General features: G+C 62.3%; 14 protein-coding genes. 4 read left to right on the top strand and 10 right to left on the bottom strand.

The features are described from left to right. Positions 1–154 precede the first annotated feature (154 nt). From thrC to xerD, 5 genes are all read right to left on the bottom strand, one after another. Positions 155–1,249 carry a threonine synthase gene (gene thrC, locus CGS25_RS02705; RefSeq protein WP_089031479.1) on the bottom strand — a complete coding sequence of 365 codons (1,095 nt, stop codon included), beginning with the start codon at positions 1,247–1,249 and terminating at the stop codon, positions 155–157. A gap of 217 nt (positions 1,250–1,466) precedes the next feature. Next, the gene (locus CGS25_RS02700; protein WP_089031478.1) at positions 1,467–2,768 is read right to left on the bottom strand and encodes a homoserine dehydrogenase; all 1,302 of its coding nucleotides are present in this window, start codon (positions 2,766–2,768) and stop codon (positions 1,467–1,469) included. Between the two features lie 12 nt (positions 2,769–2,780). Further along, entirely contained in the window at positions 2,781–3,974 is a 1,194-nt protein-coding gene (gene alaC, locus CGS25_RS02695) for an alanine transaminase (RefSeq protein ID WP_089031477.1), read from the bottom strand. 152 nt (positions 3,975–4,126) lie between these two features. Beyond that, entirely contained in the window at positions 4,127–4,858 is a 732-nt protein-coding gene (locus CGS25_RS02690) for a thioredoxin fold domain-containing protein (RefSeq protein WP_101674517.1), read from the bottom strand. Between the two features lie 71 nt (positions 4,859–4,929). Beyond that, positions 4,930–5,835, bottom strand: a complete 906-nt coding sequence (gene xerD / locus CGS25_RS02685) for a site-specific tyrosine recombinase XerD (RefSeq protein ID WP_101674516.1) — start codon at positions 5,833–5,835, stop codon at positions 4,930–4,932. A gap of 148 nt (positions 5,836–5,983) precedes the next feature. Here xerD and CGS25_RS02680 point away from each other — a divergent pair, with 148 nt between their 5' ends. Further along, positions 5,984–6,238, top strand: coding sequence for a GlsB/YeaQ/YmgE family stress response membrane protein (locus CGS25_RS02680; RefSeq protein WP_089031474.1), 255 nt, complete (start codon positions 5,984–5,986; stop codon positions 6,236–6,238). 194 nt (positions 6,239–6,432) lie between these two features. Here CGS25_RS02680 and rplS read toward each other — a convergent pair whose 3' ends face one another. The 5 genes from rplS to ffh all read right to left on the bottom strand — a co-directional run bounded on the left by rplS (position 6,433) and on the right by ffh (position 10,046). Further along, positions 6,433–6,798: a 50S ribosomal protein L19 gene (gene rplS / locus CGS25_RS02675; RefSeq protein WP_089031473.1), complete on the bottom strand. Its 366-nt coding sequence runs from the start codon at positions 6,796–6,798 to the stop codon at positions 6,433–6,435. A gap of 32 nt (positions 6,799–6,830) precedes the next feature. Further along, a complete protein-coding gene (gene trmD, locus CGS25_RS02670; protein ID WP_101674515.1) occupies positions 6,831–7,589 on the bottom strand; it encodes a tRNA (guanosine(37)-N1)-methyltransferase TrmD in 759 nt (252 codons plus the stop codon). Positions 7,590–7,621: 32 nt separating this feature from the next. Then, complete coding sequence (gene rimM, locus CGS25_RS02665; protein WP_101674514.1) at positions 7,622–8,149, bottom strand: ribosome maturation factor RimM; 528 nt, start codon at positions 8,147–8,149, stop codon at positions 7,622–7,624. After that, the gene (gene rpsP / locus CGS25_RS02660; protein ID WP_089031470.1) at positions 8,149–8,409 is read right to left on the bottom strand and encodes a 30S ribosomal protein S16; all 261 of its coding nucleotides are present in this window, start codon (positions 8,407–8,409) and stop codon (positions 8,149–8,151) included. Before rpsP ends, rimM begins: the two co-directional genes overlap by 1 nt. A gap of 191 nt (positions 8,410–8,600) precedes the next feature. Continuing rightward, positions 8,601–10,046 carry a signal recognition particle protein gene (gene ffh / locus CGS25_RS02655; protein WP_101674528.1) on the bottom strand — a complete coding sequence of 482 codons (1,446 nt, stop codon included), beginning with the start codon at positions 10,044–10,046 and terminating at the stop codon, positions 8,601–8,603. A 180-nt stretch (positions 10,047–10,226) separates the two neighbouring features. Between ffh and CGS25_RS02650 the strand changes: the two genes are divergently transcribed. The 3 genes from CGS25_RS02650 to CGS25_RS02640 all read left to right on the top strand — a co-directional run bounded on the left by CGS25_RS02650 (position 10,227) and on the right by CGS25_RS02640 (position 13,729). Further along, positions 10,227–11,030: a cytochrome C assembly family protein gene (locus CGS25_RS02650; protein ID WP_101674513.1), complete on the top strand. Its 804-nt coding sequence runs from the start codon at positions 10,227–10,229 to the stop codon at positions 11,028–11,030. Positions 11,031–11,125: 95 nt separating this feature from the next. Next, complete coding sequence (locus tag CGS25_RS02645) at positions 11,126–11,908, top strand: helix-turn-helix transcriptional regulator (protein WP_089031468.1); 783 nt, start codon at positions 11,126–11,128, stop codon at positions 11,906–11,908. Positions 11,909–12,055: 147 nt separating this feature from the next. Beyond that, positions 12,056–13,729 (top strand): ShlB/FhaC/HecB family hemolysin secretion/activation protein, encoded by a 1,674-nt coding sequence (locus CGS25_RS02640; protein WP_198588674.1) that lies wholly within the window; start codon positions 12,056–12,058, stop codon positions 13,727–13,729. Positions 13,730–13,750: the final 21 nt, after the last annotated feature.

The following is a 13,750-nucleotide window of genomic DNA, read 5'->3' as shown; positions in this document are numbered from 1 at the left end:
TTGAGCGGTCCCGGAAGGCACCGCCCTTGTCCCGCGTCCCCAATGGAGCTACCCAGTCACGATTCAGAAAAGCCACTTTCCCCCACTCCGCGAAGAACCAAAAAAAGCGCGCCTCCCTATGGGGAGAGCGCGCTTTTTTTCTGTGCAGCGTTTCTTACATATTGCCAAGGATGGCGTCGCGAACGGCGTTCAGTTCCGCATCGATGGTGACCATGCGGTTGCCCTTGGCCATGTCGCCCTGGCACTGGGCGATGGCGGTGTCCGGGTCCTTGAGGCCGTTGCCGGTCAGGGTGCAGACCACGGTGCTGCCTTCGGGAATCTTGCCGGCCTTGATGTCGCGCATGGCGCCGCCGATGCTGGCCGCCGAGGCGGGCTCGCAGAACACCCCCTCTTTCTCCGCCAGCAACTTCTGGGCGTTGAGGATTTCCGCGTCGGTCAGCTCATCGAACCAGCCGCCGGATTCTTCGCGCACTTTCCAGGCTTTATCCCAGGATTGCGGATTGCCGATGCGGATGGCGGTGGCCACGGTCTCCGGTTCGCTGACCGGCGCCCCACGCAGGAACGGCGCGGCGCCATCGGCCTGGTAACCGACCATCTTCGGCGCGGCGTTCACCACACCGCTCTTGTGATATTCGCTGTAGCCCATCCAGTGGGCGGTGATGTTGCCCGCGTTGCCCACCGGCAGGCAGTGGAAATCCGGGGCCCGGCCCAGCTCTTCGATAATCTCGAAGGCGGCGGTCTTCTGACCTTCCAGGCGGTACGGGTTGACCGAGTTGACCACCGTGACCGGAGCGGATTGGGCCACCTGCTTGACCAGCTCCATGCCCTGATCGAAGTTGCCGCGGATCTGCATGATCATGGCCCCGTACATCATCGCCTGGGCCAGTTTACCCATGGCGATTTTGCCTTCGGGAATGATCACGAACGCGGTGATGCCGGCCCGGGCGGCGTAGGCGGCGGCGGCGGCGGAGGTGTTGCCGGTGGAGGCGCAGATAATGGCATTGCTGCCTTCTTCCACCGCCTTGGTCACCGCCATGGTCATGCCACGGTCCTTGAAGGAACCGGTCGGGTTAAGGCCCTCGTACTTGACGTAGATGTCCACGTTCTTGCCAAGCAGGCGGGGGATATTCTTCAAGCGGATCAGCGGCGTGTTGCCTTCGCCGAGGCTGATCACGGGGGTGTCATCGCTCACCGGCAGGTGGTCGCGGTAGCGGTTGATCAGGCCAGTGTAACGGTCACGGAATGGCATGGTTATATCTCTACTTGTGGCGACGAGGTCTGGTTGCCGGCCTCGACGGCATTAATCGTATGGTACTTTTAAGCGGCCGGACGCTTGATGCCGGACGCCGGACGCTTTAACCCGTTGCTGAGGTCCTTGGTGTGTTGCCTGTCAGGCATTGCAGAAAACACCCCAAGCTTTCCGAGCCAGGTTTGAGCGTCCGGCGTCCGGCGTCAGGCGTCAGGCGTCAGGCGTCCAGCGTCTCTACGCGAATACGCATTATATCCTGGTCAACGGTATCCAGAGCAGCGATGCGCTTGAGCGCGGCGTTCATGTCGCCCTCGCGAACGTTGTGGGTGAGCATAACGATCGGCACCAGGCCCTGCTCCACCTCTTTCTGCACCAGCGCTTCGATGCTGATGTGGTGGTCGCTGAGGATGCGGGTAATGTCCGCCAGCACCCCGGCTTTGTCCTGCACATGAAGGCGCAGATAGCAGCTGCAGGAGATGTCGTCGATGGTGAGAATGGTCTCATCGGACATCTGGTCCGCCTGGAAGCCCAGGTAGGGCACCCGCTCATCGTAATCCACGGTGAGCGCGCGGCCCATCTCGATGATGTCCGCCACCACCGACGAGGCGGTCGGGTCGGAGCCGGCGCCGGCGCCGTAAAACATGGTCGGGCCAACCGCGTCGCCATCGATCATTACCGCGTTCATGACACCGTTGACCGCTGACAGCATGGCTTCCTTGGGCACCAGGGTGGGGTGAACGCGCAGCTGGATGCCGGAACCGGTGTCCTTGGCGATGCCCAGGTGCTTGATCCGATAGCCAAACTGGGCGGCGCTGTTGACGTCTTCGATGGTGATGCGGCTGATGCCCTCCATATACACCTTGGAGAACTGCAGCGGGATACCAAACGCGATGGAGGCAATGATGGTCAGCTTGTGGGCGGCGTCGATGCCTTCCACGTCCAGGGTCGGGTCGGCTTCGGCGTAGCCGAGCTGCTGAGCCTCGTCGAGCACCTCGGCGAACGAACGGCCACCCTGTTCCATCTCGGTCAGAATGTAGTTGCCGGTGCCGTTGATGATCCCGGCGACCCAATTGATATGGTTGGCGGCCAGCCCCTCGCCGAGGGACTTGAGAATCGGAATACCGCCGGCCACCGCCGCTTCAAACGCCACGTCCACGCCGCATTCCTGGGCGGTGTGGAAGATCTCATTGCCGTGCTCGGCGATCAGCGCCTTGTTGGCGGTGACGATGTGCTTGCCGTTGCGGATCGCGGTCAGCACCAGTTCCCGGGCGGTGTCGGTACCGCCAATCAATTCCACCAGGATGTCGATGTCGGGATCGTTGGCGACCGCGAACACATCCTCGGAAAAACGCACACCGGTAATGTCGCACAGCGGGTTGTCCCGACGGCTGCCGATGTGGGCGATTTCGATGGGACGACCCACCCGCCGGCCAATTTCGCGGGCGTTGCGTTTGAGTACATTGACGGTGCCCGAGCCTACCGTGCCCAGTCCCGCGATGCCGACCTTTACCGGTTTCACCTTATTTCCTCTTTAATCAATGGCCAGGCCATCGGCGCGAAACATCTTCTTGATGCCGCGCAGCGCCTGCCGGGTGCGTTGTTCGTTCTCAATCAGAGCGAAGCGTACGTGGTCATCGCCGTATTCGCCGAAGCCAATGCCCGGCGAAACCGCCACGCCGGCGTCGTTGAGCAGCTTCTTGGAAAACTCCAGGGAGCCCATCGCCCGATACGCCTCGGGAATCGGCGCCCACACGAACATGGTGGCCTTTGGCCGCGCCACCGTCCAACCCAGTTCGTTGAGGCCATCGCAAAGCACATCACGGCGCTTGCGGTACAGCTCGCGGATCTCCGCCACGCAGCTCTGATCGCCTTCCAGAGCGGCAATCGCCGCCACCTGGACCGGTGTGAAGGTACCGTAATCCAGATACGATTTGATTCGCGCCAGCGCGTGGATCAGCTCCTTGTTGCCGCAGCAGAAGCCAACCCGCCAGCCGGGCATGTTGTAGCTCTTGGACAGTGAAAAGAATTCCACCGCCACTTCCCGGGCGCCTTCCACTTGCAGAATCGAAGGCGCCTGGTAGCCGTCGAACACGATGTCCGCATAGGCGATGTCGTGTACCACCCAGATACCGTGTTCACGGGCAATCGCCACCACTTTCTCGAAGAATTCCAGGTCCACGCACTGGGCGGTGGGATTGCCGGGAAAATTCAACACCAGCAATTTCGGCTTGGGCCAGGATTCCTTGATCGCGCGCACCAGCTCTTCGAAGAAATCCACCCCGGGCACCATCGGTACGTGGCGGATGTCGGCGTTGGCGATCACGAATCCGTAAGGGTGGATCGGGTAGCTCGGGTTCGGCACCAACACGGTGTCGCCCGGCCCCATGGTGGCCAGCGCCAGGTGCGCCAGGCCTTCCTTGGAGCCAATCGTGACAATGGCTTCGGATTCCGGGTCCAGTGACACCTGGTAGCGGCGCTGATACCAGTCGGTGATCGCTTTGCGCAGCCGGGGGATGCCCTTGGATTGGGAATAACGGTGGGTATCGCCGCGCTGCGCCGTTTCGGTGAGCTTGTCGACGATGTGTTGAGGGGTCGGCTGGTCCGGGTTGCCCATGCCGAAATCGATGATGTCCTCGCCACGCGCTCGCGCCGCTTTCTTCAACTCACCAACGATGTTGAAGACGTACGGGGGCAGACGCTTAATGCGTTGGAATTCGGCTTCCACGGCATCACCTTGGGCGGATTATCGGAAGCCGGACACATTAACGGCGCAACCCTGCGCCGTCAATGTAATTAGCCCGTCGAAACCCGCCGGAAAGCGCCGAAATACGGGGCTTTCAGCCCGTCACCCGAGGCCGCCGGGGTGATCGGGCAGGGCTACAGCCCGAGGCGCTGGTTGAGTTGCTCCGGCGTCACGTAGCCACCCAGTTGCACGCCGTCGGGGGAATAAATCGCCGGGGTCCCGCGCACGCCGAAATTAATCCCCATCTGGTATTCCCGGTCCACCGATTCGGCGCATTCGCCGAGCTTGGCCTCGGAGATCGCGTTGGTGAGCTTGGCGGCGGTGAGCGCCTGGTCGGGCTTGGCGTCACACCAGATGTGGCGCATGTCCTTGGCGGATTGGGAATCCGGGCCACCCCGGGGGAACGCCAGGTAATGCACGGTGATGCCTTCGGCGGTGTACTGCTCGATGTGGCGGTGCAGTTTGCGGCAGTAACCACAGGTAATGTCGGTAAAGGCGTAGATTTCCGCCTTCTGCTTGCCTTCGGCCGGGTAGGTGATCATGGTTTTCGGATCAATTTTCGCCAACCCTTCGGCGCGCACCGTTTGCAGGCGCTCTTCGTTGAGGTTCACCGGGCCCTCGTCGCGCAGCTCGATCAGATCGCCGGTGAAGATAAAGCGACCGTCGTCACTGGCGTAAACCACTTCGCGGCCATTCAGCTCGACCATCGCCATGCCGTCAATGGCCGCCGGCTTGATGCTGGTGACCTGGAACTGGGGAAACGATTTGGCGAACGCCGCTTTCAGCGCCTTCTCATCGACCTTGCCGGCGGCCAGCGCCATGCCGGCGACCAGCATCCCCATCCCCACCAAAAGTATCCGCTTCATCTTATTCTCCGTGGTTCCGTGTCTGTGCCCGCGAGCCGGCGGGCTTTGAGGCTTGGAGTCGCCCGCGCCGCTCAGGTTCCCGAACGCGGGTGATGCTGCTCGTAGAGCGCTTCCAGCCGTTGCTGGGCAACGTGCGTGTAAATCTGGGTGGTGGAAAGGTCGCTGTGCCCCAACAGCAGCTGCACCACCCGCAGGTCGGCCCCGTGATTGAGCAGATGCGTGGCGAAAGCATGGCGCAGTGTATGGGGAGACAGGGGCTTTTGCACCCCCGCGCGCACCGCCAGTTGCTTGATCCGGTGCCAGAATGTCTGCCGGGTCATCATGCTGCCCCGGCGGCTGGGAAACAGTACTTCCTGGTCGGCGCCGACCAGCAGCGGGCGCGCTTCGCGGCGGTAACGCTCCAGCCAGTGCAGCGCCTCTTCGCCGAGGGGCACCAGGCGCTCCTTATCGCCTTTGCCCACTACTCGCACCAGCCCCTGGCGCGTATTGACCTGCCCCAGCGTCAGGCCGACCAGTTCCGAGACGCGCAAACCGCTGGCGTAGAGCACCTCCAGCATGGCCCGATCACGCAGGCCCAGCGGGTCGTCCAGGTCCGGCGCCGCCAGCAGCGCACTGACATCGGCCTCGGACAGGGTCTTCGGCAAGGGACGCCCGGTGCGCGGCCGCGCCACGTTCAGAGTGGGGTCCTCGGCGATGCGGTTCTCGCGCCGCATCCAGCGAAAAAAACTCTTCAGCGCGGAAAGCTGGCGCGCCACCGAACGGGCGCCCACGCCTTCGGCGTGGCGGTCGGCCAGAAAGCTCAGCAGCGCCACCCGGTCGCAGCGGGCAAGCTGGTCACCGTGCGCCGCCAGCCATTGGCCGAACTGCCGCAGGTCGCGACCGTAGCTCTCCAGGGTATGGCGGCTCAGGCCGCGCTCCAGCCACTGGTGGTCCAGCCAGGCGTCGATCAGGCGCTGTTCGGAATCGGTGAGGGTCATCGCGCGAGCATAACACGAACCGGCGGGCCGCCAGCGCGGCGGACCGATCGCCCATTTTTACTATTTATTACCCGGCCCTGGCGCTCCACGTTGGCATAATCGACGCCATCGGAGAACGGTAAATTCAGCTTAAACGAAGGAGTGTTGTATGGGCATTCTGTCATGGATCGTACTGGGCCTTCTGGCAGGGGTCATCGCCAAGTGGATCATGCCGGGGCGCGACCCTGGCGGGTTTATCATGACCATTATCCTGGGCATTATCGGCGCCATCGTCGGCGGCTGGCTGGGTGCCATGGCCGGCATCGGCGGGCCGGTCAATGCCTTCACCCTGGGTGGCGTGGTCACCGCGGTGATCGGCGCCCTGGTGGTGCTGGTGATCTATCGGATGGTCGCGAAGCGGTAAATCCGGGCGCCTGTCCACGATCACTACCATTCCGTTGAGCGGACGCATTCAGACCAACAAAAAAAGGGCCACCTGATCGGTGGCCCTTTTTTTTGTAGCCGATCCGCACAGCGCGGATCGTCCCACCCGGCCAGAGGTCGCTTCCGTTTGCCCTACAGCGAAGGCTGAAGCGACGATGGCTCCTGAGCGGGGCGCTACTTGTTGCTGCGGATTTTTTCCTTGATCCGCGCGGACTTGCCGGAACGCTCGCGCAGGAAGTACAGCTTGGCGCGGCGAACGTCACCACGACGAACCACTTCGATGGAATCGATCAGCGGGCTGTGCAGTTGGAAAACCCGCTCCACACCCACGCCGTGGGAAACTTTACGCACCGTGAACGCGGAGTTCAGGCCACGGTTACGGCGGGCGATGACCACGCCCTGGAATGCCTGCAGACGCTCGCGGGCGCCTTCTTTCACTTTTACTTGCACGGTGACGGTGTCACCGGCGCCGAATACCGGCACATCGGTTTTCAATTGCGCCTGTTCGATTTCCTGAATCAGGGGTGTTTTGCCGCTCATGGCAGGCTCCTCGTTCAATGTTCGCTGTATCGCTATTGCTGCCCGGATTCCCGGATGTACTCCGCGAGCAGCCGCTCTTCTTCCTCGCTCAAGCCCCGCGCACGGCGTGCCTCAAGCAGATCGGGACGCCACCGCCAGGTGCGTCCCAGGGCCTGTTGCAGCCGCCAGCGACGAATCCTTTCGTGATCGCCACTGAGCAGCACTTCAGGCACTTTGCGACCCTGATATTCCTCGGGGCGCGTGTAGTGCGGGCAGTCCAGCAGGTTCTCCAGCTCTCCGGAAAAGGAATCCTGGGAAGCCGAATCACTGTGCCCGAGCACCCCGGGCAACAACCGCGTGACCGCGTCAATCAGCACCAGCGCCGGCAATTCCCCGCCGCTGAGCACGTAATCACCAATCGAGACCTGCTCATCCACCGCCGTCTCGATCAATCGTTCGTCCACCCCTTCGTAGCGGCCGGCCAGCAGAATCAGGCCGGGCTCGGCGGCCAACCGCTCGGCTTTCGCCTGGGTCAGTGGCCGCCCCTGGGGCGACAAATAAATCACTTTCGCCGCCGTGTTGCGGGAGCGGGCGTCGGCCAGCGCCTGTTGCAAGGGCGCCACCTTCATGACCATGCCGGGGCCGCCGCCGAAGGGCCGGTCGTCCACGGTGCGGTGATTGTCCTCGGTGAAATCCCTCGGGTTCACCGTTTCCAACACCAGCTGGCCGTTTTCCACCGCGCGGCGCGTAACGCCGAAATCGGTGATGGCCCGGGCCATGTCCGGAAAGAGCGTCACCAGCGTCATCCGCATTTGCCGCCCTCCCCTCTTTTATTGACTCAGGTTCAGAAGTCCGGGTCCCAATCGACCCTCATCTCACCCGCGTCCAGGTCCACGTTGACGATCACCTGATCGGGCACCCACGGCAGCAGCCGCTCGCGCTGATCGATGCTGTCGGCATCGCCGCGCACCACCAGCACATCGTTGGCGCCGGTTTCCAGCAGCTTGTCCACCCGGCCCAGATCACGACCGTCCTCGAGTTTCACCCGCAGGCCAATCAGATCACGCCAGAAGAATTCGCCTTCGCCGGCTTCGGGCACCTGATCCCGCGACACCGCGATCTCGCGGCCGACCAGCTCACGCTGCGCCTGATCGCGGTCTTCGACCCCGTCCAGGCCAATCACCAGCCCCTTGCCCTGGCGGCGCTTGCCGCTCAGCTTCATTGGCACCCAGGCGTCGCCCTGGCGCAAATACCAGGGCTGGTAATCGAAGATGTTTTCCATCGGGTCGGTGAACGAGTACACCTTCACCCACCCTTTTATGCCGTGGACCGCGGTGATACGGCCCACCACCAGCGCATCGTCCGGTGACATCAGGCGGCCGGCTGCTCTTCCTTGCGGGCCTTCTTGACCAGCGTCTTCACACGCTCGGACATCTGGGCGCCTTTACCAACCCATTCGTCAACGCGGGCGCTGTCGAGCTTGAGGGGGATTTCACCGCCGCTGGCGATCGGGTTGAAGAAACCCAGACGCTCGATAAAGCGGCCATCGCGGGCGGTACGGCTATCGGCCACCACGATGTGATAGAAAGGACGTTTCTTGGAGCCACCACGGGCCAGACGAATCACTACCATAATGTTTACTACCTTGTTTCAATCCGGTTTCCCGACCGGCGGCACCCGCCGCTGGCCATCGTATCCGCTTGAACCACCGCCAGCCCGGGGCCGGACGGTTCGCGAAGGGCGCAGATTGTACAGCCACAAGCTGCAAGCCACAAGCAGGCTTGGCGCACGGCTTGCCGCTTGTGGCCTGCAGCTTGAAGCCATTACTTCATCGGCGGCAGGCCGCCACCGCCGCCCATCGGCGGCAAACCGCCGGAACCCCCACCCATGCCGCCGGCGCCACCGGGTCCGCCCGGGCCACCGCCGCCCATCATGCCTTCCATGCCGCGCATCATGTTCTTCATGCCACCCTTGGTGCGCATTTTCTTCATCATCTTCGCCATCATTTTCTGCTGCTTCATGAGGCGATTAAGATCCTGCACGTCCAAACCGGCGCCACCGCAGATGCGTTTCTTGCGCGAGCCTTTGATCAGATCCGGATTGCGGCGCTCCTTGGGCGTCATGGAATCGATCAGCGCTTCCATGTGTTTCATCTGCTTCATCGCCGCCGGGTCCTGGGCGGCCTGCATCATGCTGCCCATGCCCGGCAGTTTATCGAGCAGGCTGGCCATGCCACCCATATTGCGCATCTGCTGGAACTGATCCTTCAGATCCTCGAAGTCCATCGCCTTGCCTTTCTTGAACTTCTTGGCGATTTTGTCCGCTTTCTTCTTGTCGATGGTGCGTTCGGCCTGCTCCACCAGGGACAGCACGTCGCCCATGCCGAGAATCCGGCTGGCGATGCGATCCGGGTGGAACGGCTCCAGGGCGTCGGTTTTCTCGCCCATGCCGATGAACTTGATCGGCTTGCCGGTCAGATGGCGCACCGACAGCGCCGCCCCGCCCCGGGAGTCACCGTCCGCCTTGGTGAGGATCACGCCGGTGAGCGGCAGGGCTTCGTTAAAGGCCTGGGCGGTGTTGGCGGCGTCCTGGCCGGTCATGGCGTCGACCACGAACAGCGTCTCGGTGGGCTGAATCGCCCCATGCAGACGCTTGATCTCGGACATCATGTTTTCGTCGACGTGCAGACGGCCGGCGGTATCGACGATCAGCACGTCCATGTAACGGCGGCGCGCTTCGTCAAGGGCGGCGTTGGCGATGTCGACCGGGTCCTGATCACCGCTGGAGGGGAAGAAGTGCGTGTCCACCTCACCCGCCAGGGTTTTCAGCTGCTCGATGGCCGCCGGACGGTAGACATCGGCGGACACCACCATGACCTTCTTCTTCTCGCGTTCCTGAAGAAAACGCGCCAGCTTGGCCACCGAGGTGGTTTTCCCGGCGCCCTGCAGGCCGGCCATCAGAATGATCGCCGGCGGCTTGGTGGCCAGATTGAGGGCGTCGTTGGCGTCGCCCATGGTGTGGATCAGCTCGTCGTTGACGATCTTGACGAAGGCCTGCCCCGGGTTGAGGCTCTGCAGCACCTCCTGACCGAGCGCCTTTTCCTTCACCTGCTCGACGAATTCCTTGACCACCGGCAAGGCCACATCGGCCTCCAGCAGCGCCTTGCGCACCTCGCGCAAGGTGTCGCGGATATTGTCCTCGGTGAGCTGCCCCTGCCCGGCCAGGCTTTTCAGCGACTGGCCCAGGCGCTCGGTGAGATTCTCGAACATGGTCATCAACCTCCTGATTTCGATCGGCCCGCGCTGCCATTAATGGCAGCCGGACGACAGGGCGCCGATTATAGGCCACCGGTGCGGTCGCCGTCATGGCAGCGCTTCAAAAGCGCCCAAAGCTGTGCCAGACTTCGGCGGCCTTTTCCGGTAAAACCGCCCAGGAACCCGAGGTTCCCCATGACCCCAGCTGCGATTTTCGGCCTGATCGCCACCCTGTTTTATGCGCTCGCGTCAGTGTTGGTGGTGCGCCAGTTTCGCGGCCAGTCAGCGCCTTCACGGCTGGCGTTGGTGATTCCCGGCGCGCTCGCCGTGCTCGCCCACGCCGTGTGCCTGTACTTTCTGATGGTCACCGATCATGGCCTGCGCCTGGGCCTGATGCCGGTGGCGTCGTCGGTGGCGATGGTGGGCGCCGGCCTGGTGATGGCCTCGAGCCTCTATCGGCCGTTCGAATGGACCGGCGTGCTGGTGTTTCCGTTCGCCACCCTGGTGGTGCCCGCCAGCCTGCTGATCCGCACCGGTTACAGCACCCACCCACTGGAACATGGCATCGGCCTGCATGTGCTGCTTTCCATCACCGCCTACGCGGTGCTGGTGATTTCCGCCTGCCAGGCGATCCTGCTGATGGTGCAGCACCGCCAGCTCAAGGACGGCCATATTCGCGGTGTCATGCGGTTGTTCCCCCCCATCCAGGTGATGGAATCGATGCTGTTCGACACCATCTGGCTGGGTGAAAGCCTGCTGACTCTGGCGATCCTGTTCGGCTTTCTTTATGTCGACGACCTGTTCGCCCAGCATCTGATGCACAAAACCGTGCTGACGCTGGTGTCCTGGGTGATTTTCGCGGTGTTGTTGGGCGGCCGGCACCTCAGCGGCTGGCGCGGCCGCACCGCGATCCGCTTCACCCTGGCCGGCTTCGTCTGCTTGCTGGTGGCGTTCTTCGGTACCCAGCTGGTCTTGGAGGTGATTCTCAACAGGGTGTGAAACCGGTCCCTGCCAGCCGATCTCGAAGCGTGATAGAAAGAACAAATCCTGCGTACAGCCGCCAAATCAATGAACGACCATGGAATCCACATGGCATGACCATCGACGACGCGACGCTTGCTTCTATTCATTGCCTCTGGGATGAAATGGCGGACCTCCCGGCCTCGGAGCCGGAGATCAGCCTGGGCAAACTGTTTAGTCGAATCGGCAACCTGATTGAATCCCGCCACGGCTACTGGCTTTCCTCCCTGCGTCTTATTGACGACGCCGCCGCCGATCCGCTGTACGGCTGGCGCGCTCGATCCATCGTGTTTCACGGAGAATTACCCGCGGATCAACACGCCTATACCAGCACTGTAAAGCAGTTGGACAAGGGCATCCCCGATGAATCCACCTACAATCACGTGCGTCGAGCCGGACGCTTCCGCGCCACACTGATGGTGGACCATGTTTCCAAAGAGTTCTATTCCGGCGACCACTACATCCATCACTATCTGGGCCGGGGGATCATCGACCGGCTCTTCGTGGTGATGCCCGTCAATGAGGACGTGGAAAGCTACTTTATTTTCGACCGGCTGCGGGGCGAACCAAACTTCACCCCCAAAGAGCTGGAAATCGCCAGCTATGCACTGCGCAGTCTGGGGTGGTTCAACCGGCAGATCCATCTCAGCTACGGACAACTGGTCGCGGACTCGCCACTAACACCCACCGAGCGAAACGTGCTCAAACACCTGCTTAGCGGCAGCGCCGAAAAAATCATCGCCGAAGCCATGAGCCAAAGCCCACACACCACCCACCAGTACGTAAAAACCCTGTTTCGGAAATTCAACGTGCGCAGCCGCGCGGAACTGACCGCCTTGTGGCTCGGCCATGCCTGATCATCGCAGGCCCCGCATCTCAGCACCCCCTATTTAAGGGATACAGCCTGTTCACAGCGCACTGTACCGTCCCTTTTTCTCAGGTCCAATCGGGGGGACGGACTTTTGCGGCAACCAATATTTATCAATTCAAAATGGCCGGTGGCCTTGTTATTTCTGGCACTGGCTTCAGGGGTTTATGGGCAAACCGCCGGCACCGTCGCCGATCAGGCCGAGCGAATCCAGCGCCAACAACAAGAACGGCTGGAGCGGGAACGGCGCCGCCTGGAAGAACAGAAGCCTCGCACCGTGATCGAGCGGCCGCTCCCGCCCACAGCGCCTCAGCCCACTCCGAATCAACCCTGCCGGGAGATTACCGCCGTCCAGATCGACGGCGCGTCGTTGTTGTCCGAGGCCACCAAAGAAAAACTGGTTAAACCCTACGCGAACACCTGCATCTCGGTACCGGACATCGAGCGCCTGATGGCCGACATTACCGGCCTGTATATCCGCCGCGGCTACATCGCGGCACGCGCCTACATCCAGGCCCAGGATCTGTCACAGGGCATCCTGCGCATTCTGATCATTGAGGGCCGCGTGGAGGACATTCAGCTTCGTGACGGCGACCGCGACAGTATCAATCTCGGCACCGCCTTTCCGGGCGTCATCGGCGACCCACTTAACCTGCGTGATTTCGAGCAAGGACTGGACCAGATCAACCGCCTGCAATCCAACCAGGCGGTCCTGAATATGGTGCCCGGCGAGCAGCCCGGCAGCACCGTGGTGGAAATCAACAACCAGGTCCGGCGCCGGGTTCACGCCACCCTTTCCTACGACAACCACGGTCTGGAATCCACCGGCGAACAGCAAATGGCCCTGGGCCTGAGCCTGGACAACCCTCTCCAGCTCAACGACAGCCTGTACTTGTCGTATTCCCAGACCATCGGGGACGGCGACTTCGACAGCCGCCACTCGCGGGCCGGCTCAATGTTCTATTCGTTTCCCTACGGCGCTTTCACCTTCACCACCGGCTTCTCGCGCTCCGATTATGCCACCCCGGTGGAGCTGCCCGGCATCACCCTGATCTCCGACGGCAATCAGAACAACGCGTTCATCGCCACGGACTTCGTCGCCTACCGCGATGCAAAAAGCCGCCTCTCGCTGACCAGCACCTTGTCTTCCCAACGCAGCCAGAACTACCTCGCCGGTCAACGCCTGGAAGTAAGCAGCCGCCGGCTCAGCAGCTTCGACTTCGGAGTCAACGGCTCCACCGCCCTGGCAGGCGGCCTGGTCAATGCGCACGTGAACCATAGCTGGGGGCTAACCCTGTTCAATGCCCTGGACGATGTCTCCGGGTTGCCCGACGACGCACCGCGCGCGCAGTACCGCAAATGGAACGCGGGACTGGGCTGGCAGAGAGCATTTCGGATCACCGGCCGGCTGCTCTCGTTCCGCTCCAATCTGGAAGCTCAATACGCCGACGACGTCCTGTATGGATCGCAGCAATTCTCCTTGGGCGGCTTGTACAGCGTACGCGGGTTTCGCAACAGCACTCTGGCCGGCGACCGCGGCTATTACTGGCGCAATGAGCTGAGCCTGCCGATGCGGGCGCGCTGGTTTGGGCAAAACCTGGGGCTACGCCCGTTTATCGCCTACGACACCGGTGAAATTCTCAACCATCACCAGGTAGAAGGCGGTCACCTGGCCGGCGCCGCCGTCGGCGTCGATATCAGCCACCGTTTCCTGCAACTGCAGGTGGCCGGCGGCAAGGCGGTGTCGACACCGGACGGTCTGGATGACGAAGGCTACGAAGTCTTCGCAACGCTAACAATTTTAATCTGACCGATTGCGGTTGGAGGGGGG

Source organism: Alloalcanivorax mobilis (assembly GCF_002864685.1).
Taxonomy (GTDB): domain Bacteria; phylum Pseudomonadota; class Gammaproteobacteria; order Pseudomonadales; family Alcanivoracaceae; genus Alloalcanivorax; species Alloalcanivorax mobilis.
This window is presented reverse-complemented; position numbering and strand designations above follow the sequence as displayed.

What these genes read in the sequence shown, in the direction of transcription:
- CGS25_RS02645 (WP_089031468.1), top strand. Translation starts at nt 11,126, where the DNA reads ATGACCATCGACGACGCGACGCTTGCTTCTATTCATTGCCTCTGGGAT.
- rimM (WP_101674514.1), bottom strand. Translation starts at nt 8,149, where the DNA reads ATGTCACCGGACGATGCGCTGGTGGTGGGCCGTATCACCGCGGTCCAC.
- rplS (WP_089031473.1), bottom strand. Translation starts at nt 6,798, where the DNA reads ATGAGCGGCAAAACACCCCTGATTCAGGAAATCGAACAGGCGCAATTG.
- CGS25_RS02650 (WP_101674513.1), top strand. Translation starts at nt 10,227, where the DNA reads ATGACCCCAGCTGCGATTTTCGGCCTGATCGCCACCCTGTTTTATGCG.
- CGS25_RS02680 (WP_089031474.1), top strand. Translation starts at nt 5,984, where the DNA reads ATGGGCATTCTGTCATGGATCGTACTGGGCCTTCTGGCAGGGGTCATC.
- CGS25_RS02690 (WP_101674517.1), bottom strand. Translation starts at nt 4,858, where the DNA reads ATGAAGCGGATACTTTTGGTGGGGATGGGGATGCTGGTCGCCGGCATG.
- ffh (WP_101674528.1), bottom strand. Translation starts at nt 10,046, where the DNA reads ATGTTCGAGAATCTCACCGAGCGCCTGGGCCAGTCGCTGAAAAGCCTG.
- rpsP (WP_089031470.1), bottom strand. Translation starts at nt 8,409, where the DNA reads ATGGTAGTGATTCGTCTGGCCCGTGGTGGCTCCAAGAAACGTCCTTTC.
- xerD (WP_101674516.1), bottom strand. Translation starts at nt 5,835, where the DNA reads ATGACCCTCACCGATTCCGAACAGCGCCTGATCGACGCCTGGCTGGAC.
- trmD (WP_101674515.1), bottom strand. Translation starts at nt 7,589, where the DNA reads ATGCGGATGACGCTGGTGACGCTCTTTCCGGACATGGCCCGGGCCATC.
- thrC (WP_089031479.1), bottom strand. Translation starts at nt 1,249, where the DNA reads ATGCCATTCCGTGACCGTTACACTGGCCTGATCAACCGCTACCGCGAC.